This is a genomic window from Simplicispira sedimenti (assembly GCF_022760965.1).
Classification (GTDB): domain Bacteria; phylum Pseudomonadota; class Gammaproteobacteria; order Burkholderiales; family Burkholderiaceae_C; genus Simplicispira; species Simplicispira sedimenti.
Map to the genome: position 1 here is coordinate 130255 of NZ_JAKVIJ010000010.1, position 25477 is coordinate 155731.

Annotated in this window: 28 protein-coding genes; 19 read left to right on the plus strand and 9 right to left on the minus strand. The window is 64.7% G+C overall.

Annotated elements, in window-relative coordinates; translation table 11 throughout:
• Nucleotides 1–44 precede the first annotated feature (44 nt).
• Both MJ602_RS16755 and lolA read left to right on the plus strand, forming a co-directional pair.
• Nucleotides 45–2381 (plus strand): DNA translocase FtsK, encoded by a 2337-nt coding sequence (locus MJ602_RS16755; RefSeq protein WP_279236201.1) that lies wholly within the window; start codon nt 45–47, stop codon nt 2379–2381.
• Nucleotides 2382–2400: 19 nt separating this feature from the next.
• A complete protein-coding gene (gene lolA, locus MJ602_RS12225) occupies nt 2401–3033 on the plus strand; it encodes an outer membrane lipoprotein periplasmic chaperone LolA (protein ID WP_243021054.1) in 633 nt (210 codons plus the stop codon).
• A 7-nt stretch (nt 3034–3040) separates the two neighbouring features.
• Here lolA and MJ602_RS12230 read toward each other — a convergent pair whose 3' ends face one another.
• From MJ602_RS12230 to MJ602_RS12240, 3 genes are all read right to left on the minus strand, one after another.
• Entirely contained in the window at nt 3041–3397 is a 357-nt protein-coding gene (locus MJ602_RS12230; RefSeq protein WP_243021055.1) for a DUF1304 domain-containing protein, read from the minus strand.
• A gap of 67 nt (nt 3398–3464) precedes the next feature.
• A complete protein-coding gene (locus MJ602_RS12235) occupies nt 3465–4049 on the minus strand; it encodes a uracil-DNA glycosylase family protein (protein WP_243021087.1) in 585 nt (194 codons plus the stop codon).
• Nucleotides 4049–4438 carry a DUF488 domain-containing protein gene (locus tag MJ602_RS12240; protein WP_243021056.1) on the minus strand — a complete coding sequence of 130 codons (390 nt, stop codon included), beginning with the start codon at nt 4436–4438 and terminating at the stop codon, nt 4049–4051. The genes MJ602_RS12235 and MJ602_RS12240 overlap by 1 nt, the downstream gene beginning before the upstream one ends.
• A 32-nt stretch (nt 4439–4470) precedes the next feature.
• Here MJ602_RS12240 and MJ602_RS12245 point away from each other — a divergent pair, with 32 nt between their 5' ends.
• The 8 genes from MJ602_RS12245 to MJ602_RS12280 all read left to right on the plus strand — a co-directional run bounded on the left by MJ602_RS12245 (nt 4471) and on the right by MJ602_RS12280 (nt 11973).
• Complete coding sequence (locus tag MJ602_RS12245) at nt 4471–5856, plus strand: replication-associated recombination protein A (protein WP_243021057.1); 1386 nt, start codon at nt 4471–4473, stop codon at nt 5854–5856.
• A gap of 256 nt (nt 5857–6112) precedes the next feature.
• Nucleotides 6113–7042 carry a branched-chain amino acid ABC transporter permease gene (locus MJ602_RS12250; RefSeq protein WP_162016857.1) on the plus strand — a complete coding sequence of 310 codons (930 nt, stop codon included), beginning with the start codon at nt 6113–6115 and terminating at the stop codon, nt 7040–7042.
• A 13-nt stretch (nt 7043–7055) separates the two neighbouring features.
• Complete coding sequence (locus tag MJ602_RS12255) at nt 7056–8132, plus strand: ABC transporter permease subunit (protein WP_243021058.1); 1077 nt, start codon at nt 7056–7058, stop codon at nt 8130–8132.
• Nucleotides 8133–8154: 22 nt separating this feature from the next.
• Nucleotides 8155–8937: an ABC transporter ATP-binding protein gene (locus tag MJ602_RS12260; RefSeq protein WP_243021059.1), complete on the plus strand. Its 783-nt coding sequence runs from the start codon at nt 8155–8157 to the stop codon at nt 8935–8937.
• Between the two features lie 2 nt (nt 8938–8939).
• Entirely contained in the window at nt 8940–9665 is a 726-nt protein-coding gene (locus MJ602_RS12265) for an ABC transporter ATP-binding protein (RefSeq protein WP_243021060.1), read from the plus strand.
• A 132-nt stretch (nt 9666–9797) separates the two neighbouring features.
• Nucleotides 9798–10160, plus strand: a complete 363-nt coding sequence (locus MJ602_RS12270; RefSeq protein WP_162018112.1) for a DMT family protein — start codon at nt 9798–9800, stop codon at nt 10158–10160.
• Nucleotides 10161–10288: 128 nt separating this feature from the next.
• Nucleotides 10289–10936 (plus strand): DUF47 domain-containing protein, encoded by a 648-nt coding sequence (locus tag MJ602_RS12275; protein WP_243021061.1) that lies wholly within the window; start codon nt 10289–10291, stop codon nt 10934–10936.
• 26 nt (nt 10937–10962) lie between these two features.
• Entirely contained in the window at nt 10963–11973 is a 1011-nt protein-coding gene (locus tag MJ602_RS12280) for an inorganic phosphate transporter (RefSeq protein WP_243021062.1), read from the plus strand.
• Between the two features lie 51 nt (nt 11974–12024).
• Here the strand turns inward: MJ602_RS12280 and MJ602_RS12285 are convergent, their stop codons facing one another.
• Nucleotides 12025–12495, minus strand: coding sequence for a TM2 domain-containing protein (locus MJ602_RS12285; protein ID WP_243021063.1), 471 nt, complete (start codon nt 12493–12495; stop codon nt 12025–12027).
• A gap of 7 nt (nt 12496–12502) precedes the next feature.
• Nucleotides 12503–13024 carry a GNAT family N-acetyltransferase gene (locus MJ602_RS12290; protein WP_243021064.1) on the minus strand — a complete coding sequence of 174 codons (522 nt, stop codon included), beginning with the start codon at nt 13022–13024 and terminating at the stop codon, nt 12503–12505.
• A gap of 132 nt (nt 13025–13156) precedes the next feature.
• Here MJ602_RS12290 and rpsP point away from each other — a divergent pair, with 132 nt between their 5' ends.
• The 6 genes from rpsP (at nt 13157) to MJ602_RS12320 (ending at nt 17339) form a co-directional block, all read left to right on the plus strand.
• Nucleotides 13157–13408 carry a 30S ribosomal protein S16 gene (rpsP, locus tag MJ602_RS12295; RefSeq protein ID WP_162016849.1) on the plus strand — a complete coding sequence of 84 codons (252 nt, stop codon included), beginning with the start codon at nt 13157–13159 and terminating at the stop codon, nt 13406–13408.
• Nucleotides 13409–13482: 74 nt separating this feature from the next.
• Nucleotides 13483–14052, plus strand: a complete 570-nt coding sequence (gene rimM / locus MJ602_RS12300; protein WP_243021065.1) for a ribosome maturation factor RimM — start codon at nt 13483–13485, stop codon at nt 14050–14052.
• 7 nt (nt 14053–14059) lie between these two features.
• Nucleotides 14060–14827, plus strand: coding sequence for a tRNA (guanosine(37)-N1)-methyltransferase TrmD (gene trmD / locus MJ602_RS12305; protein ID WP_243021066.1), 768 nt, complete (start codon nt 14060–14062; stop codon nt 14825–14827).
• 108 nt (nt 14828–14935) lie between these two features.
• Nucleotides 14936–15322 (plus strand): 50S ribosomal protein L19, encoded by a 387-nt coding sequence (gene rplS / locus MJ602_RS12310; RefSeq protein WP_162016846.1) that lies wholly within the window; start codon nt 14936–14938, stop codon nt 15320–15322.
• Between the two features lie 78 nt (nt 15323–15400).
• Nucleotides 15401–16117: a CoA pyrophosphatase gene (locus MJ602_RS12315; RefSeq protein WP_243021067.1), complete on the plus strand. Its 717-nt coding sequence runs from the start codon at nt 15401–15403 to the stop codon at nt 16115–16117.
• Between the two features lie 235 nt (nt 16118–16352).
• Nucleotides 16353–17339 carry a CobD/CbiB family protein gene (locus MJ602_RS12320; RefSeq protein WP_243021068.1) on the plus strand — a complete coding sequence of 329 codons (987 nt, stop codon included), beginning with the start codon at nt 16353–16355 and terminating at the stop codon, nt 17337–17339.
• Nucleotides 17340–17356: 17 nt separating this feature from the next.
• On the opposite strand, the gene rsgA is transcribed toward MJ602_RS12320, so the two are convergent.
• From rsgA to MJ602_RS12335, 3 genes are read right to left on the minus strand one after another with little or no spacing between them, the layout of a single operon-like run.
• Complete coding sequence (gene rsgA, locus MJ602_RS12325; RefSeq protein WP_243021069.1) at nt 17357–18301, minus strand: ribosome small subunit-dependent GTPase A; 945 nt, start codon at nt 18299–18301, stop codon at nt 17357–17359.
• Between the two features lie 13 nt (nt 18302–18314).
• Nucleotides 18315–18653, minus strand: coding sequence for a 4a-hydroxytetrahydrobiopterin dehydratase (locus MJ602_RS12330; protein ID WP_162016842.1), 339 nt, complete (start codon nt 18651–18653; stop codon nt 18315–18317).
• Nucleotides 18650–19966 carry a M48 family metallopeptidase gene (locus tag MJ602_RS12335; RefSeq protein ID WP_242455369.1) on the minus strand — a complete coding sequence of 439 codons (1317 nt, stop codon included), beginning with the start codon at nt 19964–19966 and terminating at the stop codon, nt 18650–18652. Before MJ602_RS12335 ends, MJ602_RS12330 begins: the two co-directional genes overlap by 4 nt.
• Nucleotides 19967–20003: 37 nt before the next feature.
• Here MJ602_RS12335 and orn point away from each other — a divergent pair, with 37 nt between their 5' ends.
• The 3 genes from orn to MJ602_RS12350 all read left to right on the plus strand — a co-directional run bounded on the left by orn (nt 20004) and on the right by MJ602_RS12350 (nt 24179).
• On the plus strand, nt 20004–20594 hold the full coding sequence (gene orn, locus MJ602_RS12340) for an oligoribonuclease (protein WP_243021070.1): 591 nt from the start codon (nt 20004–20006) through the stop codon (nt 20592–20594).
• A 254-nt stretch (nt 20595–20848) separates the two neighbouring features.
• On the plus strand, nt 20849–22594 hold the full coding sequence (locus MJ602_RS12345) for a DEAD/DEAH box helicase (protein WP_243021071.1): 1746 nt from the start codon (nt 20849–20851) through the stop codon (nt 22592–22594).
• Nucleotides 22595–22697: 103 nt separating this feature from the next.
• Nucleotides 22698–24179, plus strand: coding sequence for a sensor domain-containing diguanylate cyclase (locus MJ602_RS12350; RefSeq protein WP_279236202.1), 1482 nt, complete (start codon nt 22698–22700; stop codon nt 24177–24179).
• A gap of 9 nt (nt 24180–24188) precedes the next feature.
• Here the strand turns inward: MJ602_RS12350 and MJ602_RS12355 are convergent, their stop codons facing one another.
• Nucleotides 24189–25421 carry a multidrug effflux MFS transporter gene (locus MJ602_RS12355; protein WP_243021072.1) on the minus strand — a complete coding sequence of 411 codons (1233 nt, stop codon included), beginning with the start codon at nt 25419–25421 and terminating at the stop codon, nt 24189–24191.
• Nucleotides 25422–25477: the final 56 nt, after the last annotated feature.

Sequence of the window (25477 nt, forward strand, 5' to 3'; positions counted from 1 at the left end):
TTTTGAGGCCCTGGTGCATGCGGTAAGCTTGCGCCCGCACGCCTATGACCTATTCGCTCAATACCCTGAACGCGTCTTCCTCTGACAAGTCTCCCCCCCGCACCGTGCCCCGCCTGGGGCAGGAGGCGGGTCTGGCGCTGGGCCTGCTGGCGCTGGTGCTGTGGCTGCTGGCCTTGCTGAGCTATTCGCCGCAGGATGCGGCCTGGTCCACCTCCGGGGTGGGCGCCGGGGCAGTGCACAACTGGGCGGGGCGGTTGGGCGCCTGGCTGGCCGATGGCAGCTACTTTGCGCTGGGTTTCTCTGTGTGGTGGGGTGTGGTGGCGGCCGTGTATGCCTGGCTGGCAGCCCTGGCGCGCTGGATGCGCGCGGGCGAGGCGCCGCGCAGCCCGGCCCCAGAGCGTCCCGCCTGGTGGGGGCGCATGCTTTTCTGGGGTGGGCTGCTGCTGCTGCTGTGCGCCAGCACGGCGCTGGAGTGGTCGCGCCTGTACCGTTTTGAGTCGGCACTTCCGGGCCATGCCGGGGGGCTATTGGGATACTGGTTGGGGCCCGTCTCCATGCAGTGGCTGGGCTTTACCGGTTCGGGGCTGGTGGGTATTGCGCTGGTGGTGGTTGCGGTGGCGCTGGTGTTTGGCTTCTCGTGGGGGCACTTGGCCGAGGCGCTCGGTGCGCGCATCGAGGCCTTGGTGCAGTCCGGTCGCGCACGGCGCGAGCTGGCGCGTGATGTGGCCGAGGGCAAGCGCGCTGCGCGCGAGCGCGAGGAAGTGGTGTTTGAGGAGCGCCAGGAGATCGAGGTGCAGCACCCGCAGCCGGTGCAGATCATCGAGCCGGTGTTGGTCGAGGTGCCCCAGAGCACCCGTGTGGCCAAGGAACGCCAGAAACCCCTGTTCTCCGAAATGCCCGACAGCCGCCTGCCGCAGGTGGACCTGCTCGACGGCGCCGCGCAGCACAAGGAGGTGGTTTCTGCTGAAACCCTGGGCATGACCAGCCGCCTCATCGAGAAAAAGCTCAAGGACTTTGGCGTGGAAGTGACCGTGGTGGCCGCCATGCCCGGCCCGGTGATCACGCGCTACGAGATCGAGCCTGCCACGGGCGTCAAGGGCTCGCAGGTGGTGAACCTGGCCAAGGACCTGGCGCGCAGTTTGAGCCTGGTGTCCATCCGCGTGGTCGAGACGATTCCGGGCAAGACCACCATGGCGCTGGAGCTGCCCAATGCCAAGCGCCAGACCATCAAGCTCAGCGAAATCCTGGGCTCGCAGGTGTACAACGAGGCCAAGAGCCTGCTGACCATGGGCCTGGGCAAGGACATCGTCGGCAACCCCGTGGTGGCCGACCTCGCCAAGATGCCGCACGTGCTGGTGGCCGGTACCACGGGCTCGGGCAAGTCGGTCGGTATCAACGCCATGATCCTGTCGCTGCTCTACAAGGCCGAGGCCAAGGATGTGCGCCTGCTGATGATCGACCCCAAGATGCTGGAAATGTCGGTGTACGAAGGCATTCCGCACCTGCTCGCGCCCGTGGTCACCGACATGAAGCAGGCCGCGCACGGCCTGAACTGGTGCGTGGGCGAGATGGAGCGCCGCTACAAGCTCATGAGCAAGCTGGGCGTGCGCAACCTGGCGGGCTACAACACCAAGATCGACGAGGCCGCGGCGCGCGAGGAATCCATCCCCAACCCCTTCAGTCTCACGCCCGAGCAGCCCGAGCCGTTGCAGCGCCTGCCGCACATCGTGGTCGTCATCGACGAGCTGGCCGACCTGATGATGGTGGTGGGCAAGAAGATCGAAGAGCTGATTGCCCGCCTGGCCCAGAAGGCGCGCGCGGCGGGAATACACCTCATCCTGGCCACGCAGCGCCCCAGCGTGGACGTGATTACCGGCCTCATCAAGGCCAACATCCCTACGCGCATTGCGTTCTCGGTAGGCTCCAAGATCGACAGCCGCACCATCCTCGACCAGATGGGTGCCGAGGCGCTGCTGGGCATGGGCGACATGCTCTACATGGCCAGCGGCACCGGTCTGCCGATCCGGGTGCACGGCGCCTTCGTGAGCGACGATGAAGTGCACCGCGTGGTGCACTACCTCAAGGAACAGGGCGAGCCCGACTACATCGAAGGCGTGCTCGAAGGCGGAACCATCGACGGCGAGGGTGATCTGTCCCTGGACGGTGGGGGCGAGAACGGCGAGAAAGACCCCATGTACGACCAGGCCGTGGAGGTGGTGCTCAAGGACCGCAAGGCCAGCATCTCCTACGTGCAGCGCAAGCTGCGCATCGGCTACAACCGCTCCGCGCGGCTGCTGGAAGACATGGAGAAGGCGGGCTTGGTCAGCGCCCTCACCGCCAGCGGCCAGCGCGAAGTGCTGGTTCCCGCTCGCAACGAGTAGCTCACCCCCCGGAGCCCGGATGAAACGTATTTTTGCTACTGTTTTGATAGCTACTTGCGCCCAGTGGGCAAGCGCTGATGGCCTGAAAGACCTTGAAAATTTTATGAAGGCCACGCAATCGGCGCGGGCCGATTTCACGCAGGTGGTCACCACGCCGCCCAAGGACGGGCAGGCTGCGCGCCAGAAGACCTCCAGCGGCAGTTTCGAGTTCCAGCGTCCGGGCCGTTTTCGCTTTGTCTATCAAAAGCCGTTCGAGCAAACCATCGTGGCCGATGGCCAGACGCTCTGGTTTTACGACGTGGACCTGAACCAGGTCACCCAGCGCCCGCAGGCCCAGGCCCTGGGCAGCACGCCCGCGGCGCTGCTGGCCTCGGCGCCCGACCTGCAGGCGCTGCGCGCGGACTTCACGCTCGAATCCGCGCCCGCTCAGGATGGTTTGGAGTGGGTGCAGGCCGTTCCCAAGGCCAAGGAAGGGCAGCTGCAGAACGTGCGTGTGGGTTTTCGTGATGGGCAGTTGGCGGTGCTGGAAATTCTCGACAGCTTTGGCCAGCGCTCCACCCTGCGTTTTGCCAAGCTGCAGGCCAACCCGCAGCTACCGGCGGCCACTTTCCAGTTCAAGCCCCCGGCAGGGGCAGACGTGCTCAAGCAATAGGCAGAACTCAAGCCGCCGCCAGCAGCCCTAGTCCGATGGCCGCTGGCACCGCTTGGATGAACAGGATCTTGCGGCTGGCTGTGGCCGCACCGTACAGGCCTGCTGCCAATACGCAGAGCAAGAAGAACACCTTCACCGACTGGCCTGCATCGCCCAGCCACAGGCCCCAGAACAGGCCAGCCGCCAGGAAGCCGTTGTACAGCCCCTGGTTGGCGGCAAGCGTCTTGGTGGCCGTGGCCATTTCCTGCGTCATGCCAAAGGCGCGCCGCCCGGCGGGCTTGTCCCAGAGGAACATCTCCAGCACCAGGATGTAAACGTGGAGCAGCCCGATCAGGGCGACGACGGCGTTGGCGGCAAGGGACATGGCGGTGCATCCAGAAGGGGAAGCGGCACAGCATAGCTGCGCCGCGCAAAACGTGCTGGTGCCAATTTCAAGCCAGGGCCTGGGCCACGCGCGCGCGCAGCTCGGGCAGCAGCTCGGCCTCGAACCAGGCGTTATGGCGCAGCCAGCCGTTGTTGCGCGGGCTGGGGTGTGGCAGCACCAGCAGGGTGGGGCCGTAGTCGCGCCACTGGCGCACGGCATCGGTGAGCGGGCCACGGTGCTGCGGCAGATGCCAGGCCATCGCATGCTGGCCCAGCACCAGCGTCAGACGCAGGTGTGGCAAATGGTCCAGCAGGGGCTGGCGCCAGGCCGGGGCGCATTCGGGTCGCGGCGGCAGGTCGCCCGAGCGGCCCGTGCCGGGGTAGCAAAAGCCCATGGGCAGGATGGCCACCTGGCGCGGGTCGTAGAAGGTGTCGCGCCCGATGCCCAGCCAGGCGCGCAGGCGCTCGCCGCTGGCATCGTCGAACGGAATGCCCGAGGCATGCACCTTGCGGCCCGGCGCCTGGCCGGCGATCAGGATGCGCGCCTCGGCATGGGCCTGCAGTACCGGGCGCGGCCCACAAGGCAGGTGCGCGGCGCAGAGCTGGCACGCCCGCACGCGGGTGAGCAGGGTGCCGAGCAGCTCGCCCGGCATCACGGTGTGATCTGGGCACCGGCCTCGGCCAGCAGTTCGCGCAGCACCGAGCGGTGGCAGTGCGACTCGTCCTCGCAGTAGCAGCCGACGGAGAAGTTTGCGTCCTGCGACATGCGGGCCAGCAGCGCCAGGGTGTGGCGGTTCTCGGGCGTGGCCATCTCGGCGCGGTACTTGCGCACGAAGGCCGCCCATTCCTGGGGCGTGGCGGCGGCCTGGGCCTGTTTCACGGTCTCGGGGCTGGGCGCGAGGTTGGGGTACCAGACGTCGTACCAGTTCTGCTTGGCGAACTGCTCCTTGGGCACGCCGCGCGGTGGGCGGCGTACGGTGCCGATACGGGTGCCTTCGTCGAGGGCGCGTGGGCTGCCGAGTTGAACGATGCGGATTGCCATGGGGAGAACCTCCGTGGCGAGCATTCTGAGCCATGGCAGACCCGGTCGGCTGGCATTTGCCCGCTACCATCGTGGTTACCGTGAAACCGTCCGTTGCCCCCCACCAGCCCCTGGCCGAGCGCCTGCGCCCGCGCCAGCTTTCCGAAGTCATCGGCCAGCAGCATGTGCTGGGGCCGGGCATGCCGCTGCGCTTGGCGTTCGAGTCGGGCCGGCCGCACAGCTGCATCCTGTGGGGCCCGCCGGGCGTGGGCAAGACCACCATCGCGCGCCTCATGGCCGATGCGTTCGACGCGCAGTTCATCAGCATCAGCGCGGTGCTCGGCGGCGTGAAGGACATCCGCGACGCCGTGCAGCAGGCCGAAAACGCGCGCGACGGCCTGATGCAGCAGCGCACCCTCGTCTTCGTCGATGAGGTGCACCGCTTCAACAAGAGCCAGCAGGACGCCTTCCTGCCGCATGTCGAAAGCGGCCTGTTCACCTTCATCGGCGCGACCACCGAGAACCCCTCGTTCGAGGTCAACTCGGCCCTGCTGTCACGCGCGGCGGTGTATGTGCTGCAGCCCTTGTCGGCTGATGATTTGAAGCAAATTGTGGCTCTGGCCCAGTCACAGCAAGCGCTGCGTGCTATCGAAAGTGAAGCGATCGAGCGCCTTGTGGCCTACGCCGATGGCGATGCGCGGCGTCTGCTCAACACTCTGGAGACGCTGGAGATGGCGGCGGCGCAGGAGCAGCTGGTGGAGATCACCGATGCCTGGGTGCTCAAGGTGCTGGGTGAGCGAATGCGCCGCTACGACAAGGGTGGCGAGCAGTTCTACGACACCATCAGCGCGTTGCACAAGTCGGTGCGCGGCTCCGACCCCGACGCCGCGCTGTACTGGCTGGTGCGCATGCTCGACGGTGGCGCCGACCCGCGCTACATGGCGCGCCGCCTGGTGCGCATGGCGAGCGAGGACATCGGCCTGGCCGACCCGCGCGCGCTGCGCCTGGCGCTGGACGCCGCCGAGGTGTACGAGCGCCTGGGCAGCCCCGAGGGCGAGCTGGCGCTGGCCGAATGCGTGGTCTATCTGGCCGTGGCGCCCAAGTCCAACGCCGTTTACAAGGCCTACAACGCGGCCCGCGCCTTCGTGAAGCAGGACGGCACGCGCCCCGTGCCCATGCACCTGCGCAACGCGCCCACCCAGCTCATGAAGCAGCTGGACTACGGCAAGGGCTACCGCTACGCGCACGACGAGGAAGGCGGCTTTGCCGCTGGCGAAACCTACCTGCCCGAGGGGATGGCTGCGCCTGGCTTCTATCAGCCGGTGCAGCGCGGACTGGAGATCCGCATTGCAGACAAGCTCGAAGAGTTGCGTCAGCGAAATGCCCAAGCGGCCGTTGACGTCACGCATTTGCCCAAGAATGAGACGGGCATGAAATAAGGGCGCAGCCTGAAAACGGCGTTATATCGCGATTTCTTATGCAGACAGAAGCTGACTGATACGGCGTCAACCCAAGGGAAAACCCCTCCGGGAGGGGGGAGGGCCGCTCTGATGCAAGTCGCTACAATCGCGTCCACCAAACCCGCATGGCTGAATCTCCGGCGGGTTTTTTGCTAGATGGCAGGCGGGCCCAAAAGGCTGTACCAATCCTGGTGCCACCAATCCGGGATCCCGTCACAAACGAAGGACTTCTGTTATGGAAATTTTGCTGCAGCAGATCATCAACGGTCTGGTTCTCGGCAGCATGTACGCCTTGATAGCCTTGGGCTACACCATGGTGTACGGCATCATTCAACTGATCAACTTCGCCCACGGCGAGGTGCTCATGATCGGTGCACTGACCAGCTGGAGCTGCATCGGCCTGATGCAAGGGGCCATGCCCGGAGCGCCTGGCTGGGTCATCCTGCTCTTGGCCACGCTCATCGCGTGTGTGGTGGCAGCAACCCTGAACTTCACGATCGAGAAGGTCGCCTACAAGCCCTTGCGCAGCAGTCCGCGCCTGGCTCCCCTGATCACGGCCATCGGCATGTCCATCCTGCTGCAGACGCTGGCCATGATCATCTGGAAGCCCAACTACAAACCTTATCCCACGCTGCTGTCCTCGACCCCGTTCGAGATCGGCGGCGCTTACATCACGCCCACCCAGGTGCTGATCCTGGGCGTGACGGCGGTGGCCCTGGCCTCGCTGATGTATTTGGTCAATCACACCAACCTGGGCCGCGCCATGCGCGCCACGGCAGAAAACCCCCGTGTGGCGGCGCTCATGGGCGTCAAGCCCGACATGGTGATCTCGGCCACCTTCATCATTGGTGCCGTTCTGGCCGCCATCGCCGGCATCATGTATGCGTCCAACTACGGTACGGCGCAGCACACCATGGGCTTCCTGCCAGGCCTGAAGGCCTTCACGGCAGCCGTGTTCGGTGGTATCGGCAACCTCGCCGGTGCCGTGGTCGGCGGCATCCTTCTGGGCCTGATCGAAGCCATCGGCTCGGGCTACATCGGCACCCTGACGGGCGGCCTGCTGGGCAGCCACTACACCGACATCTTCGCGTTCATCGTGCTCATCATCATCCTGACGCTGCGCCCCTCGGGCCTGCTGGGTGAGCGTGTGGCGGATCGCGCCTGAGGAGCACCACACCATGAAGAACACCAAAGTCAACTGGATCCTGGGTGGCATTGCACTGCTGGTGCTGCCGCTCCTCCTGCAATCCTTCGGCAACGCCTGGGTGCGCATCGCCGACATCGCACTGCTGTATGTGCTGCTGGCCCTGGGCCTGAACATCGTGGTGGGCTACGCCGGCCTGCTGGACCTGGGCTATGTGGCGTTCTACGCCGTGGGCGCCTACCTGTTTGGCCTGATGGCTTCGCCCCACCTGGCGGACAATTTCGCCGCGTTTGCGGCCATGTTCCCCAACGGTCTTCATACCTCACTGTGGCTGGTGATACCACTGGCGGCGGTGTTGGCGGCGTTCTTTGGGGCCTTGCTGGGGGCGCCCACGCTCAAGCTGCGTGGTGACTACCTGGCCATCGTGACGCTGGGCTTCGGCGAGATCATCCGCATCTTCCTGAACAACCTGGACCACCCCGTGAACCTGACCAACGGCCCCAAGGGCATTGGCCAGATCGACTCGGTGCAGATTTTCGGCCTGGACCTGGGCAAGCGCCTGGAGCTGTTCGGGTTCGACATCAACTCCGTCACGCTGTATTACTACCTGTTCCTGGCGCTGGTGCTGATCTCCATCGTGATCTGCTACCGCCTGCAGGATTCGCGCATCGGCCGCGCCTGGATGGCCATCCGCGAGGACGAAATCGCCGCCAAGGCCATGGGCATCAACACCCGCAACATGAAGCTGCTGGCCTTTGCCATGGGCGCTTCGTTCGGTGGTGTGTCGGGTGCCATGTTCGGTGCCTTTCAGGGCTTCGTCTCGCCCGAATCCTTCAGTCTGATGGAATCCGTGATGATCGTCGCCATGGTGGTGTTGGGCGGTATCGGCCACCTGCCGGGCGTGATCCTGGGCGCCGTGCTGCTGTCGGCCCTGCCCGAAGTGCTGCGCTACGTGGCTGGTCCGCTGCAGGCCATGACCGATGGCCGCCTGGACGCCGCCATCCTGCGCCAGCTCCTCATCGCGCTGGCCATGATCATCGTGATGCTGCTGCGTCCGCGTGGCCTGTGGCCCGCACCCGAGCACGGCAAGAGCCTGACGCAGAAGACCTGAACCCAGCGCAGAGAGTTTGAACATGGCAGAACAAAACAACAACGTGGTGCTGAAGGTCGCCGGCATTTCCAAGCGCTTCGGCGGCTTGCAGGCCCTGTCCGACGTGGGCATCACCATCCAGCGTGGTCAGGTCTATGGCCTGATCGGTCCCAACGGCGCGGGCAAGACCACATTCTTCAACGTGATCACCGGCTTGTACACGCCCGACAGCGGCACCTTTGAGCTGGCAGGCAAGCCCTACGAGCCGACGGCCGTGCACGAAGTGGCCAAGGCGGGCATTGCCCGCACCTTCCAGAACATCCGCCTGTTTGCCGATATGACGGCGCTGGAGAACGTGATGGTGGGGCGCCACATTCGCACGGGCTCGGGCCTGCTGGGTGCCATCCTGCGCACCAAGGGTTTCAAGGACGAAGAGGCCGCCATCCGCCGTCGGGCGCAGGAGCTGCTGGACTACGTGGGCATTGGCAAGTTTGCCGACTTCAAGGCGCGCACGCTGAGCTACGGCGACCAGCGCCGCCTGGAAATCGCCCGCGCCTTGGCCACCGACCCGCAGCTCATCGCGCTGGACGAGCCGGCTGCCGGCATGAATGCCACCGAGAAAGTGCAGCTGCGCGAGCTGATCGACCAGATTCGCAAGGACAACCGCACCATCCTGCTGATCGAACATGACGTGAAGCTGGTGATGGGCCTGTGCGACCGCGTGACGGTGCTCGACTACGGCAAGCAGATCGCCGAAGGCACGCCCGCCGATGTGCAGAAGAACGAAAAAGTGATTGAGGCCTATCTGGGCACCGGAGGACACTGAGCATGGCCGAAAAGACGAACGTATTGCTGAAGGTCAAGGGCCTGAAGGTGGCCTACGGCGGTATCCAGGCCGTCAAGGGCGTGGACTTTGAAGTGCGCGAAGGCGAGCTGGTGTCGCTGATCGGCTCCAACGGCGCCGGCAAGACCACCACCATGAAGGCCATCACCGGCACGCTGCCGATGAACGACGGCGACATCGAGTACCTGGGCGAGAGCATCCGGGGCAAGGGCGCCTGGGATCTGGTCAAGAAGGGGCTCGTGATGGTGCCGGAAGGCCGCGGCGTGTTCGCGCGCATGACCATCACCGAGAACCTGCAGATGGGCGCCTACACGCGCAGCGACAAGGCCGGCATCCTGGCCGACATCGAGAAGATGTTCACCATCTTCCCGCGCCTGCGCGAGCGCAAGGACCAGCTGGCCGGCACCATGTCGGGTGGCGAACAGCAGATGCTGGCCATGGGTCGCGCGCTGATGAGCCAGCCCAAGGTGCTGCTGCTGGACGAGCCCTCCATGGGCCTGTCGCCCATCATGGTGGACAAGATCTTCGAGGTGGTGCGCGACGTGTACGCCCTGGGCGTGACCATCGTGCTGGTCGAGCAGAACGCCAGCCGCGCGCTGGCCATCGCCGACCGCGGCTACGTGATGGAGTCCGGCCTGATCACCATGACCGGTCCTGGCCAGGAGCTGCTGAGCGACCCCAAGGTGCGCGCCGCCTACCTGGGCGAGTGATTTGCTTGCACGCACCCAGTACCCGCAGGGGCCTGGGCTGCGCTGCACAGGGCCTGATTGCTATACTATTCATAGCTGCTAGCGCTTGATGGTATTGCCATTCAGGCCTTTTTCATTGGTATTTGTGCCATGATGACACTGCTCCAGTCCCTGCCCATTTCGCTGCAGACCGTTCTGCTGCTGGTGGCCAGCAATGTGTTCATGACCTTTGCCTGGTACGGGCATCTCAAGAACCTGGCCACGGCACCCTGGTACGTGGCGGCCCTGGTGAGCTGGGGTATTGCGCTGTTCGAGTACCTGTTGCAGGTTCCGGCCAATCGCATCGGGTACACCCAGTTCAACGTCGGGCAGCTCAAGATCCTGCAGGAAGTCATCACCCTGACGGTGTTTGTCCCCTTTGCGGTGTTCTACCTCAACCAGCCCCTCAAATGGGACTACCTCTGGGCGGGCTTGTGCATGGTGGGGGCGGTGTACTTCATTTTTCGGGGTGCTTGAGGCAAGTCATAGCCTGGAGGGTCTGCACCCGCGTGGTGCACCACAGCGGTTAAACTCGACCGATTCACGAAATTGTCACCATCTGGTTACATTTTCTTCAAAAATTACCTGTTCCACCGGGAGTTCCCATGCTTTTTGGCAAGCTCTTGCCACGCGAAGGCAATTTCTTCGAATTGTTCAACCAGCACGCTGACCGCATCGTCGAAGCGGCGCGTGCGTTTTCGCAGCTCGTTTCCAACTACAACGAACCGCACCTGCGTGACAAGTACGCCCAGGACGTGGACAACGCCGAGCGCTCTGCGGACCGTGTGACGCAGGAGGTCAGCCGTGCCATCCACAAGACCTTCATCACGCCCATCGACCGCGAGCAGATCCATTCGCTGATCAACACCATGGACGATGTGGCCGACCTGATCCAGGACTCGGCCGAGACCATGAGCCTTTACGACGTGCGCAACATGACGGAGGAAATCACGCGTCTGACGGAGCTGAGCGTCAAGTGCTGCGAGCGCCTGCGTGATGCCGTCAAGCTGCTCAGCAAGCTGGCCGATCCGGCCACTGCCGAGGCCGCCCTCAAGACCTGTGAAGAAATCGATCGGCTGGAGAGTGATGCCGACCGCGTGTTGCGCAGCGCCATGAGCAAGCTGTTCCGGGAGGAAGAGGACGTGCGCGAACTCATCAAGCTCAAGGCCATCTACGAGTTGCTCGAGACCATCACCGACAAGTGCGAGGATGTGGCCAACGTGATCGAGGGCATCGTCCTCGAAAATTCCTGATTCCCCGGCGCGAGCGGTTCATTTCCATGGATACCGTACAAACTGCCCTGTGGGTCGTGGTGCTGCTGGTGGCGCTGGCCGTCGTGTTCGACTTCATGAACGGGTTTCACGACGCGGCCAACTCCATCGCCACCGTCGTTTCGACCGGCGTGTTGCGCCCCGGTCAGGCCGTGGTGTTCGCCGCGTTTTTCAACTTCATCGCCATCTTTGTCTTTCACCTCAGTGTGGCGGCGACCATTGGCAAGGGCATCGTCGAGCCTGGGGTGGTCGATACGCATGTGGTCTTTGGTGCGCTGGTGGGTGCCATCACCTGGAACGTGATCACCTGGTATTACGGCATTCCCAGCAGTTCCTCGCACGCGCTGATCGGTGGCATCGTGGGCGCAGTCATTGCCAAGGCGGGTGCCAGCGCACTCATCGCCAAGGGTATTCTCAAGACTGTGGCCTTCATCTTTGTCTCGCCGCTGCTGGGCTTTACGCTGGGCTCGCTGATGATGGTGGCCGTGGCCTGGCTGTTCCGCCGCACCCGCCCCAGCAGCGTGGACAAGTGGTTCCGCCGCCTGCAGCTGCTCTCGGCGGGTGCCTACAGCCTGGGCCATGGCGGCAATGATGCACAAAAGACCATCGGCATCATCTGGCTGCTGCTGATCGCCACGGGCTATACCTCTGCCACCGATTCGTCTCCGCCCACCTGGACCATTGTGGTGTGCTACGCCGCCATCGGTCTGGGCACCATGTTTGGTGGCTGGCGCATCGTCAAGACCATGGGTCAGAAGATCACCAAGCTCAAGCCCGTGGGCGGCTTCTGCGCCGAAACGGGGGGCGCCATGACGCTGTTTCTGGCCACCATGCTGGGCATCCCGGTGTCCACCACGCACACCATCACCGGTGCGATCGTGGGTGTGGGCTCCACGCAGCGCGCCAGCGCCGTGCGCTGGGGTGTGGCGGGCAACATCGTCTGGGCCTGGATTCTGACGATTCCGGCCAGCGCCTTTGTGGCCGCGGTGGCTTACTGGGTGAGTTTGCAGCTCTACTGAGATTGCTATAAAAATAGTAGCACGCAGCGCTTGATATACAAGCGCTGCGTGCTATTTTTCTATGGGAGCTTGGCTCGGCTGGGATATTTTGCGCGCTTCCTCGATCTGGTATTCGAAATAGCGCTGAAAGCTGAACGCCAGGCTGGCCATCAGCACCCCGGTCCCCACCATCAGGGAGGCCACAATCGCACCAATGGTGCCCCAGTGCGTGTGCCCTGCGGGGGTGTCTGATTCCGCCCCTGGGTTGAACCGGGCGTTCCAGCGCTCGGGTGGAGTGAGCGCATACAGAATGGCGCGCAGGGCGCAGCCCGCAAAGGTAAAGCCCAGCAGGGGGATGAGCAGCCAGCTCAGGTGGTCGTCCTGCCCATGCTGCTGCACCCGCTCGATGCCGTACAGACCCAGGGCCGTAGGCACCGGCAGCAGCCAGCCGGGCAGATCCCAGAATCCATGGAGATAGAAGCGGTGCAGGCCCAGCGGCCCCCCAACGAAGGCCAACCATGCGGCCGTGGTTTTGCTTTTCATGGGCCCATTATTCGGGTGCGATGCTGTCTGCGGCGCCCAGGGGTTTTTCCATCAGCACGATGTCGCGCCAGGCGCCATGCTTCCAGCCCATGGCACGCAGTACGCCGACCTCGGTAAAGCCCAAGGCACGGTGCAGCCCGATGGAGCCTGCGTTGGCCGAATCTCCAATCACGGCGATGAGCTTGCGCAGACCATCGGCCTGTGCCTGCTCCACCAGCGCCTGCAGCAGTGCCCGGCCCACGCCGCTGCCGCGTGCGGTATCGGCCACGTAGATGGAGTCTTCGGCCGTGAAGCGGTAGGCCGGGCGGGGTTTGAACCAGTTGGCATAGGCAAAGCCCAGCACCTGGCCATCGCGTTCGGCCACCAGCCAGGGCAGACCGCGTGCCAGCACATCGGCGCGGCGCTGGGCCATGTCGGCTTCGGTGGGGGGATCGATCTCGAATGTGCCTGTGCCGTGCAGCACATGGTGGGCGTAGATGGTGGTGATGGCGGCAATATCGCCGTCCTGACTCGGGCGGATCTGTAGCATGAAGGGTAAAGAAGATATAATCAGCGGCTTTGCAGCGTGTCGCTGGCCGGGTGGCCATGTCGCGTGTCTCAAACGCTGTGAATACATGTGGCCTGGCATTGTGCGCCTGGCCCACCACCCGAAGGATAAATCATGGTCGTTATTCGACTCTCCCGCGGCGGCGCCAAGGCCCGTCCGTTCTATCACATCGTCGTGGCCGACAAGCGCGAGCGCCGTGATGGCCGCTTCATCGAGCGCCTGGGCTTCTACAACCCCCTGGCCAAGGAATCCGAAGAAGGCCTGCGCGTGGCCCAGGACCGCCTGGCCTACTGGCAAGGCGTGGGCGCCCAGCCGTCTCCCGCCGTGGAGCGCCTGATCAAGGTGGCTGCCAAGAAACTGGCCTGAGTCCACACGGTCCCGATAGGGCGGGTTGCGTCGGTGCCCCACTGACGGAACCCGCCTTTTTTCATTGCCTTGCCATGATCACTGCCTTTCCTCTCGCCGCCACAGAACTCCCGTCCGATGCCATCGAGGTCGGGCGCATCGGGGACGCCTGGGGCGTCAAGGGTTGGTTCAAGGTGCTGCCCCACAGCGCACAGCCACAGGCCTTGTTCGCGGCCCGGCGCTGGTACCTTCAGCCTTCGGAAAAGGGCGCGCGCACCTTCAGCGGCACGGCCATGCTGGACATCCGCCAGGTGCGTGAGCATTCCGACAGCGTGGTGGCCCACGCCCAGAACGTGGCGGACCGCAACGCGGCCGAGCTGCTGCGCGGCGCGCGCATCTTTCTTTCGCGCACGGATTTCCCGGCAGCGCAGGACGGCGAGTACTACTGGGTCGATCTGATCGGTCTGGAAGTCATCAACCGTGAAGGTGTCTCCCTGGGCGAGGTGCGCGACCTGCTCTCCACCGGCCCGCAGACTGTGCTGGTGCTCCAGCAGGAACAGGGCGACAAGCCCATCGAGCGCATGATTCCCTTCGTTGCTGCCTTTGTGGATCAGGTGGATCTGGCTGGCCGACGCATCACCGTGGACTGGCAGCCGGACTACTGAAGGTCCCATGCGCTTTGACATCATCACCCTGTTTCCCGAGCTGTTCGCTCCTTTCATGGCCAGCGGCGTGACGCGCCGTGCGTTCGCTTCGGGCCAGGTCGATGTGCGCCTGTGGAACCCGCGCGACCATGCCGAAGGCAACTACCGCCGCGTGGACGACCGCCCCTTTGGCGGTGGCCCCGGCATGGTGATGATGGCCGAGCCGCTGGCACGCTGCCTTGCCGCCATCCGTGCCGATCGTGTCGAGGCGGTCGCGACACGGGCGCCGCTGGTGCTGTTTTCGCCCATTGGCCAGCGCCTGGACCATGGCGCGGTGGCGCAGTGGTCCGTCGGCAGCGGCGCCATTTTGCTGTGCGGGCGTTACGAGGGCATAGACCAGCGCTTCATCGATGCCGAGGTGGATGTGCAAATCAGCCTGGGCGACTTCGTGCTCTCGGGCGGCGAGATCGCTGCGCTGGCGCTGCTGGACGCCGTGGCGCGCCTGCAGCCCGGCGTGCTGGGCGACGAGGGCAGCCACCAGCTCGACAGCTTCAATCCGCAGCTCGACGGCCTGCTCGACTGCCCGCACTACACCCGGCCCGAGGTATGGGAAGGCCGCAGCGTGCCTGGCGCACTGCTCTCGGGCCACCATGCCCACATCGAACTGTGGCGCCGCGCGCAGCGCCTGCGGTTGACGGCCCAGCACCGCCCCGACCTGATCGCTGCAGCGCGAGCGGCAGGGCGCCTGAGCGCCCAGGACCAGCGGGTTTTGGATGATCTTGCCGAACGGTTATAATCAAAGGCTTTTCGATCCTCTACCCGGCCGCCTTGCAAGGGTGCAAGGCACACAGGTCCGTCCTGACAAAGCCAATTCTGGCGCGGGCAAGATCGTTAGGATGCAAGCATGAACCTGATCCAGATCCTCGAAGCGGAAGAAATCGCCCGCCTCGGTAAAACCATTCCTGACTTCAGCCCCGGCGACACCGTCATCGTCAGCGTGAACGTCGTTGAAGGCAACCGCAAGCGCGTGCAGGCCTACGAAGGCGTGGTCATCGCCAAGCGCAACCGCGGCATCAACAGCGCTTTCACCGTGCGCAAGATCTCCAGCGGCGAAGGCGTGGAACGTACCTTCCAGACCTACAGCCCGCTGATCGCCAAGATCGAAGTCAAGCGTCGCGGCGATGTGCGCCGTGCCAAGCTGTACTACCTGCGCGACCGCAGCGGCAAGTCTGCACGTATCAAGGAAAAGCTGCCTTCCCGTGTCAAGACCACGGACGGAGCCAACGCGTAAGGTCTCCTCACGCTGGTTTGACAGGCCGCTGCTGGCAATTGCCCGCAGCGGCTTTTTGTTTTGTGACATCCTCTGAGCATGAGCACGACGCCTTCCCCCCGCAGCCAACCAGACACTGCGCGCTTGCCCGACTTCGATCCGCGCAGCGTTCCGGTGGAGGGCATCGATGCCCACCTGCCTCCCGTGCCTGTGCATCAGCAAACGCCCCAGGCCCTGCGTGCACGCTTTGGCGCCCCTCCGGTCTGGGAGCCTGAGCTGACGTCCGAGCGCCGCTTTTCCGACCGTGCACCTGCCCATGCCGCCGTGCTGGTGCCCATCGTGCAGCGCGACCAGCCCACGGTGCTGCTCACCGAACGCACGGCCCACTTGTCCACGCATTCGGGGCAGATTGCCTTTCCCGGCGGCAAGGCCGACCCGGAAGACGTCAGCCCGGCCGACACCGCATTGCGCGAGGCGCACGAGGAAGTGGGCCTGGAGCGCCGCTATGTCGAGGTGCTGGGCGCTCTGCCCATCTACCGCACGGGTTCTGCCTTCATCATCACGCCGGTGGTGGCGCTGGTGCAGCCCGGCTTCACGCTGCAGCCCAACCCCTACGAAGTGGCGGCCGTGTTCGAGGTGCCGCTGGCCTTTCTGCTCAACCCCGCCCACCACCAGCGCCACGCCGTGGTCTGGGAAGGCGTGCGGCGTGAATGGTTTTCCATGCCCTACGACGACGAAGGCACCCAGCGTTTCATTTGGGGCGCGACGGCGGGCATGCTGCGCAACTTTTACCGGTTCATGAGCGCAGGTGGATAAGGGGGCACCCCCCTGAGCCGCTGCGCGGCTTCCCCCCGCTCTCGCATCGCTGCGCGCTGCGGGCAGGGGGACGCCACCAGCGCGGCGGGGCGGCCCTTGCGCGGTGGCCGCTGGCCTGGCGCGTGATGGTTTATGGGACGTGACCGATGCGTGGCGTCAAAGGAAGCAGCGCAGAAATCGAACCCCGTTGGCACCAAAGACCGACCGTCGCAGGGGGCCGGTATGATCCGGGGCCATGAGTTTCTTCGCCATCCTGTTTGCCTTGCTGATCGAGCAGGCGCGCCCGCTGGCACGCAGCAACCCGATCCACGGTGGCCTGCGTGCCTGGGCACTGTCGGTCAGCCGCAACTTTGACGCAGGCGGCCCGCACCACGGCTGGGTGGCCTGGGGGCTGGCGGTGCTGGTGCCGCCCCTCTTCGTGCTGACTGTGCACTGGGCGCTGATGTGGTGGGTGGGCTGGCCTGTGGCGGTACTGTGGAGCGTTGCCGTGCTTTACATCACCCTGGGCTTTCGCCAGTTCAGCCACCATTTCACGGGCATCCGCGATGCGCTGGAAATGGGGGACGAAGCCCGCGCCCGCGAGCGTCTGGCCGACTGGCAGCAGGTGGATGTGGGGGACCTGCCGCGCAGCGAGGTGGTGCGCCATGTCATCGAATATTCCGTGCTGGCCGCGCACCGTCACATGTTTGGCGTGCTGGCCTGGACATCCGTGCTGGCCGCGCTGGGCCTGGGCCCCACGGGTGCGGTGCTCTACCGCATGGCCGAGTTCGTCTCGCGCTACTGGGCCGACCGGGGGGACGAAACCCTGCAGCGCGCCAGCCCGGCACTGCGCCAGGCCACCGCCCAGGCCTGGACCGCCATCGACTGGGTGCCTGCCCGCCTGACGGCGCTGTGCTTTGCCGTGGTGGGCAGCTTCGAGGAGGCCATCGAAGGCTGGCGCTTCCATGCGCAGCGCTTTCCCAACGACAACGACGGTGTGATCCTTGCGGCCACCTCGGGTGCCATCAACGTGCGCCTGGGTGGCGAGGCGCTCAAGGCGCGCATGCAGCCCTTGTCCACCCAAGGCTTCCAGGTGGATGCGGCCATCGGCGAAAGCGAAAGCACCCCCGGTCGAGAGGCCGAGGTGGGCCACCTGCGCAGCGTGGTGGGCCTGGTGTGGCGCTCGGTGGTGGTGTGGATGCTGCTGCTCGCCCTGTTGACCATGGCGAACCTGCTGGGGTGAAAGCGGCAGCGCTGGGGTCAGTACCGCGTCTGTGATAGTTCGGCAAACAGGTCGCTATAGATTTTGTAGCGGTTCGCGCTTATTCCGTCGGCGTTTTCGGCATTTTCGACCGCAAAAATCACCCCGCAGCCCGGCTCGTGCAGATGCGTGCAGTTGTAGAAGCGGCAGTCGCTGGCGTGGGCGGCAATGTCGGGCATGCAGGCCGCCAGTTGCGTGGGCGCAATGTGGTGCAGGCCGAATTCCTGGAAACCCGGCGAGTCGATCAGTGCCGTGCCGTTGGTGCGGTCCACCCAGTACCAGCGCGTGGCCGTGGTGGTGTGCTTGCCGGAATTGAGTGCTTGGGAGATCTCCCCGGTCTGCACCTGCGCGCCGGGCACCAGCAGGTTGATCAGCGTGCTCTTGCCCGAACCCGAGGGCCCCAGCACCAGAGTGGCCTTGCCCTGCAGGCAGCGCTGCAGCGTAGCGCGGTCTGCGGCATCGGCCTGGGCCAGGCCCAGTGCCAGCACCTCATAGGGGTGGGCGCCGCCCATGCGGCGGTAGGGGGCCAGGCGTTCCCAGGCGCGGGCGAAGGGTTCGGTGAGGTCGCGCTTGTTCAGTGCAATCAGCGGCTGGATGTGGGCGGCCTCGGCGGCAATGAGGGCGCGTGCGAGCTGGCTTTCGGAAAACACCGGCTCGGCGGCGATCAGGATCAGCACCTGGTCGATGTTGGCCGCAAACGACTTGGTGCGGATCTCGTCCTGGCGGTAGAACAGATTGCGCCGCTCCAGCACCTTCTCGATGGTGCCTTCCTCGCCCTGGCCCGGTGCCGCTCCCTGCCAGCGCACGCGGTCGCCCACCACGGCCTGGCTTTTTTTGCCGCGCGGGTGGCAGATGCGTTGCTGACCATCGCCGGTTTCCACCACGCAGTGGCGGCCATGGGTGGCGACCACCAGGCCTTCTTGTTGTGCGTTGTGCGTGGCCATGGCGCTGCGGCCTTCAGGCAGTCAGCAGCGCATCCACGCGCTGGGCGCAGTCGATGTCGGTGTCGGAGATGCCGCCCACGTCGTGGGTGTTGAAGCGCACCACGCAACGGTTGTAGTGCACGGACAGGTCGGGGTGGTGGTCCTGCGTGTGGGCGATGAAGGCCACTGCGTTCACAAAGGCCATGGTCTCGTGGTAGTCGTCGAACCGGAAGGTTTTGGTGATGGCCACATCGGCACCGTCGCCATGCAGTTGCCAGCCATCCATCTGAGCGAGTTTTGCTACCAATTCAGGAGCTGTCAGCGCGCGTCGCGCCTGCGTGGACCAGTCTTTTTGCTTCAACATGGATGTCATGCGGTAGTGGGGGAGGGCATGCGCGCCAGCCGCTCGCTGGCGGGGGGGTGCGAGTAGTGGAATTTCACGAACAGCGGGTCGGGCGTGAGCGTGGAGGCATTGTCCTCGTACAGCTTGAGCAGGGCCGAGGCCAGATCCGCGCCGCTGGCCTGCGCCATGGCGTAGGCGTCGGCCTGGAACTCGTGGCGGCGCGAGAGCTGTGCAAACAAGGGCGAGAGGAACACCGTGAACACCGGTACCACCAACATGAACAGCAGCAGCGCCAGCGCGTCGTGCGGTGCGCTGGGAGCGCCGGGCACCAGCAGCCCCAGGCTGGGGCGCACACCCAGGCCTGCGTAGAACCAGGGCTGTGCCGACAGCCAGCCCAGCAGCGCAAAGCCTGCCAGGCTCAGGACAAACATCATCACCATGCGTTGCACGATGTGGCGGTGGTGGAAGTGCCCCAGCTCGTGCGCCAGTACGGCTTCCACCTCGGCGGGCGAGAGCTGCTTGAGCAGGGTGTCGAAAAACACCACGCGTTTGGCGCTGCCCAACCCGGTGAAGTAAGCGTTGGCATGGGCGCTGCGGCGGCTGCCATCCATCACGAACAGGCCCTTGGCCTGGAAGCCGCAGCGCTGCATCAGTGCGGTGACGCGGGCCGTGAGCGACGCGTCCGCCAGTGGCTCAAACTTGTTGAACAGCGGGGCAATGAAGACGGGGTACACCACCATCAGCAGCAGGTTGAACCCCATCCACAGGCCCCAGGCCCACAGCCACCACAGGCCGCCCGCGCTGCCCATGAGCCACAGCACCGCCGCAGCGATCGGCAGCCCGATCAGCGCACCCAGCAGCAGCGACTTGGCCAGGTCGGCCAACCACAGGCGCAAGGTCATCTGGTTGAAGCCATAGCGCTGCTCCAGCACAAAGGTCTGGTAAAGCGTCAGGGGCAGGTCGATCACGCCGTTGATGAGGGCAAATGCCGCCAGCAGCGCCAGTTGCTGCACCATGCCGCCGCCCAGCCAGGCGAGCAGCGCCTGGTGCAGGGTGTCCAGGCCGCCCAGCAACGTCCAGCCCAGCAGCACGGCGGAGCCCAGCGCCATTTCCACCAGGCCCAGGCGGGCCTTGGCCACGGTGTAATCGGCGGCCTTCTGGTGTGCGGCCAGCGGCACGTGCTGGGCAAAGATTTCGGGCACCGCATGGCGGTGGCGCATGACGTGGCGGATCTGGCGCGACTGCAGCCACAGCTTGAGCAGCAGCCCGGCCACCAGCGCCGCGACAAAGGCCAGCGTCAGGGCCAGCGAAGGAGAGAGAGAAACGGGGGCGTCTGCAGGCATGAGGCGCGAGTGTAGGCCATCGGCGACAATCGCGCCCATGTCTGAAACCCTTGCCCCTGCTGCTCCCGTGCTGGCCAAATCGGACCAGAACCTCGTCTGGCTCGACTGCGAAATGACCGGCCTGAACCCCGAAGTCGAACGCATCCTGGAGATCGCCGTCGTCGTCACCAGTCCGCATCTGGATGTGCGCATCGAAGGGCCGGTGCTGGTCATCCACCAGTCCGACGAGCTGCTGGGCAAGATGGACGCCTGGAACAAAGGCACGCACGGCAGAAGCGGCCTGATCGACAAGGTCAAGGCCTCCACGCTGACCGAGGCAGAGGCCGAGAGACAGCTCATTGCCTTCCTCGCGCAGTACGTGCCCAAGGCCAAGGTGCCGCTGTGTGGCAACAGCATTGGGCAGGATCGCCGTTTTCTGGCGCGCTACATGCCCAAGCTGGAAGCCTTCTTTCACTACCGCAACGTGGATGTCAGCACCCTCAAGGAGCTGGCCAGGCGCTGGAAACCCGATGTCTACAGCAGCTTCAAGAAGGCGCAGAAGCACACGGCGTTGGCCGATGTGCATGAATCCATTGAGGAACTGGTGCACTACCGCAAGCATTTTCTGGCGGTGCCTGGACACGAATAACCCACTACTTGCGGGAAAACCCCAGTTCGTGCAATAATCGCAGGCTTGCCACACATTGAGTGCGGCAAATTGTGCATCTCCCTTCACACACCGGGCCCTGCACGCCAGCGCAAACCATAGCCTGGCGCCTTGCAAACAATGCCCGCCTGGGCCGACCGCTGCGGCCCCAGGTTTCGTTTGATGGATGATGTTTTGTAACCATCAAACGAAGCCACCGCAGGAAAGCGCCTGCGGCGTTTTCGTGTGAGAAAACCATGACCGACTCCCTCCAAGGGCTGGGCGACTTTGCGCCTGCCGATTCCATTGTTTCCGACATTGCCACCCCCGATACCGCCGATCTGGCACAGGGCGTGAGCGCCGAACCCAACGGCTTCATTGAACTGGGCCTGGCCCCCGAACTGGTGCAGGCCGTGGCCGACCTGGGCTATACCCAGCCCACCGCCGTGCAGCGCAAGGCTGTTCCGCTGGCCATGGGCGCACAGGCCCAGGGCGGGCGCTACATTGACCTGATGGTTTCCAGCCAGACCGGCAGCGGCAAGACGGCTGCGTTCCTGCTGCCCGTGCTGCACACCTTGCTCGACCAGAAGGCCCAGGCCGACGCCCAGGCGCGTGCTGAATTCGACCGCCTGGCCGCCGAGGCAGCTGCGCGCGGCGAAGCGCCCCCAAAGCGCGCCCGCCGCAAGAACCCCACACACCCGCGCAACTTCCAGCCCGCCGTTCCCGGTGCACTGGTGCTGTGCCCCACGCGTGAACTCGCCCAGCAGGTGGCGCACGATGCTATTGACCTGGTCAAGCATTGCAAGGGCCTGCGTATTGCCAACGTGGTGGGCGGCATGCCTTACCAGTTGCAGATCGCCAAGCTGCAGAATGCCGACCTCGTGGTGGCCACGCCGGGGCGCCTGCTCGATCTGCAGCGCTCGCAGCAGATCCAGCTCGACAAGGTGCAGTTCCTTGTGGTGGACGAGGCCGACCGTATGCTGGACCTGGGCTTCTCGGACGATCTGGCCGAGATCAACCACCTGACCAGTGCACGCAAGCAGACCATGATGTTCAGCGCCACCTTTGCGCCGCGCATCCAGCAACTCGCCATGCGCGTGATGCACGACGGCGGCAGCAACGTGCAGAAGGTGCAGATCGACACGCCCCAGGAAAAGCACGCCAACATCCAGCAGGTGCTCTACTGGGCCGACAATCCTCAGCACAAGCGCCGTTTGCTCGACCATTGGCTGCGCGACACGACCATCAACCAGGCCATCGTGTTTGCCAGCACGCAGATCGAATGCGACGAACTGGCTGCCGACCTGCAGCAAGCGGGCTTTTCGGCGGTGGCACTGCATGGTGCCTTGAGCCAAGGCCTGCGCAACCGCCGCCTGATGGCGCTGCGCAACGGGCAGGTGCAAATTCTGGTGGCTACCGACGTGGCCGCACGCGGCATTGATGTGCCCACCATTACCCACGTGTTCAATTTCGGCCTGCCCATGAAGGCCGAGGACTACACCCACCGCATCGGTCGCACCGGCCGTGCAGGCCGTGACGGTCTGGCCGTGACCTTTGCCGAGTTCCGTGACCGTCGCAAGATCTTCGACATCGAAGGCTACAGCCGGCAGCGCCTCAAGACCGCTGTGGTGCCGGGCCTGGAGCCTGTGCAGCGCCCCCCCCAGGGTGGTGATTTTGCCGGCCGTGGTGGTCGCGGCGAGCGCCGCTTTGGCAACGCGCCCAGCCGTGGCAATGCTTATGGCGACCGACGTGCAGCCCCCCAAGGTGGCTTTGGCGGCCGTGATGAGCGTGACGCACGCCATGGCCGTGGTGGCCCTGCGCCCCGCCGTGACGGCGAAGGCTATGGCCGCAAGCCCGGCTTTGGTGATCTGCAGCAACGCAGTGGCCCGGCTCCCCGCCGCGCCGATGGGTTTGCGCCGCAGCGCCCGGCCCATGCCAAGGCCGGTGGTGCAGGCAAACCCTTTGCGCCCTACGAACCGCGCAAGCGCTCGGCACGCCCCTGATCTTTAGGGTTCCCCCGTACAAAAAGACCTCCTCGCGGGGTCTTTTTGCATCTGGGCACCGCCCTTATCCTGGACTCACAGCACAATAGCTCCCAGGAGGGCAATGACCGTGGTTCCATCTGTTTCGTCGAGCGCCGATTTCGAACACATGTTTGCGCTGGCGCCGGTGTCGCTCTGGCTGGAGGACTACAGCGCGCTGCGCCAGTTGTTCGATGTCTGGCGCGCGCAAGGCGTGACGGATTTGAGGGAGCATCTCGCGGCAGACCCGGACCGGCTGCGCCAATGCACCGCCAGCCTGCGGGTGCTGCGCGTCAATCAGCGCACGCTGGAGCTGTTTGCCGCGCACAGCCAGGAAGAGCTTCTGAGCAACCTGGCTCAGGTGTTCCGCGATGACATGCATGAACAGGTTGTACACGAGCTGGAATTGCTGTGGTCGGGGGTGCTGGAGTTTTCCAACCAAACCGTGAACTACGCTCTGGACCGCCGCAGGCTGGATGTGCGCATTCGCGGCCGCATATTGCCGGGGCATGAAGACACCTGGAGCCGCGTACTGGTGTCGCTGGAAGACGTCACGCCCCAGGTCCAGGCGGCCGGCCAGTTGCAGCGCAGCGAGCGCTATGCGCGCGGTTTGTTCGAGCATTCCCCTGTGTCGCTGTGGGTGGAGGACTTCAGTGTCATCAAGCGCCTCATGGATGAGGTGCGCCATCAGGGCATCCGCGACTTCAAGACCTTCATCAAGGTGCATCCGGAATTCGTTACCCGCTGCATGAAGGAGATCCGTGTCATCGACGTGAACCAGCAGACGCTGCAGATGTTCGGTGCCCAGAGCAAGGCCGAATTGCTCAATCAGATCTCACGCGTGTTCCGTGGTGAGATGCACGACTCCTTTGCCGAGCAGTTGCAGGACCTGTGGGACGGCAAGCTGGTGCAGCAGCGCGAGGTGATCAATTACGCCCTGTCGGGCGATACGGTGTACATCCACATGCAGTTTGCCGTGATGGCGGGGCACGAGGGCGACTGGGGCTTGGTGCTGTTGTCCTTGGTGGACATCACGGCGCGCAAACAGGCCGAGGCCTACCTGGAATACCTGGGCAAGCACGACGTGCTCACGCAGTTGCGCAACCGGGCGTTCTATGTGGAAGAGCTCAACCGTTTCCGGCGCAAGGGGCCCTGGCCGCTGAGCGTCATTGCCATTGACCTCAACGGCCTCAAGATCATCAATGATGAGCAAGGCCATGCAGTGGGCGATGCCATGCTGCGGCGCGCGGGCGAGGTGCTGGCCAAGGCGGTGGACTCCGCCCACTGCGCCGCTCGTGTGGGAGGGGATGAATTCATCGTGTTGCTGGGCGGTGTGGATGAGCGCGGCGCCGTGGCGGCGCAGGAGCGCATCGAACAAATGGTGGAAATGAACAACCAGTTCTATCCTGGCCAGCCTCTCAGCCTAGCCATGGGCCGTGCCACCTGCCATGCGGGCGATCAACTCGACGAAGCCTTGCAGCGCGCCGATCAGGGCATGTACCAGGAGAAGAAACGCTTCTACCAGGAGCACGCGCTGAACCGGCGCCGCCCGGTACCCATCAACTGAGCCGCGGCCTCAATGCGCGGTGATGTGCTGGCCCGTGTCGGGCCAACGTCTGCGCAGCAGCACCCAGGCCACCAGGCCCACGGCCATCATGGCCAGGGAAGTCGCTGCCAGCAGCCGGGTTGAGTGCATCACCAGCGGCACGACCACCCCGGCCACCAACCCATTGGCAGCGGAACCGATGCAGGCCTGAAGCGAAGAAGCCATCCCGCGCCGCTCGGGGTGCAGGTCCAGCACCAGCAACGTGACCACGGGCACCATCAGTGCCCAGCCAAAGGCGAACACGGCAATCGGAATCAGTGCCCACGACACATGGGGTACCAGAAGCAGGTTGGCCAGCAGGTTCAGCACCGACACCACCAGCATCACCACAAAGCCCATGCGAATCTGCCGCTGGGGTGCAATCCGTCCGGCCAGGCGCCCGCTGAGCCAGGCCCCGGCCATGATGCCCGAGATGGTGAGCACAAAGAACCAGAAGAACTGCGTGGGCGCAAGTGCCAGGTGTGTACCCAGAAATGCTGGTGCTGCCAGCACGTACAGGAACATGCCATTGAACGGCACCCCGCTGGCCAGCGCCAGCAACAGAAAGCGTGGGCTGGAGCCAAGCTGCCAATACCCTTGCATCAAATGCCGGATATGGAAGGACTGGCGGTGGTCTGCATGCAGTGTTTCGGGCAGCAGCCGTGCATTGGCCACCCACAACAGCACGCCCACACCGGTCAGGAACCAGAAGATGCTGTGCCAGCCCGCATGCACGTAAAGCCACCCCCCCACAATGGGTGCCACGGCTGGCGCCACGCCAAAGTAGATGGTCACCTGGCTCATGACCTTCTGCGCCTGTGAGGGCGGAAACATGTCCCGGATCACCGCGCGCGACACGACAATCCCCGCTCCTGTGGAAAAACCCTGCAGTGCCCGGAAGAACACCAACTGTCCGATGCTCTGCGACATCGCGCAGCCTGCGGAAGCCACGGTGAACATGGCAATGCCCCACAGAATCACGGGCCTGCGCCCAAAGCTGTCGGACAGTGCTCCGTGGAACAGATTCATGAAGGCAAACCCGAACAGATACGCCGAGAGCGTCTGTTGCATCTGCACCGGGCTGGCCTGCAACGCCTGCGCAATGCCCGTGAAGGCGGGCAGGTAGGTGTCAATGGAAAACGGCCCCAGCATGCCCAGCACGGCCAGCAGTATCGCCAGGGCCCAACGTGGGGCGCGCCAGAGTTGATCGGCTTGGGGGTTCATGGGATCGAGTTGTGCTGACCAGCGGGGGACTTCGAATGTTGCATTGTCGTTCAAAG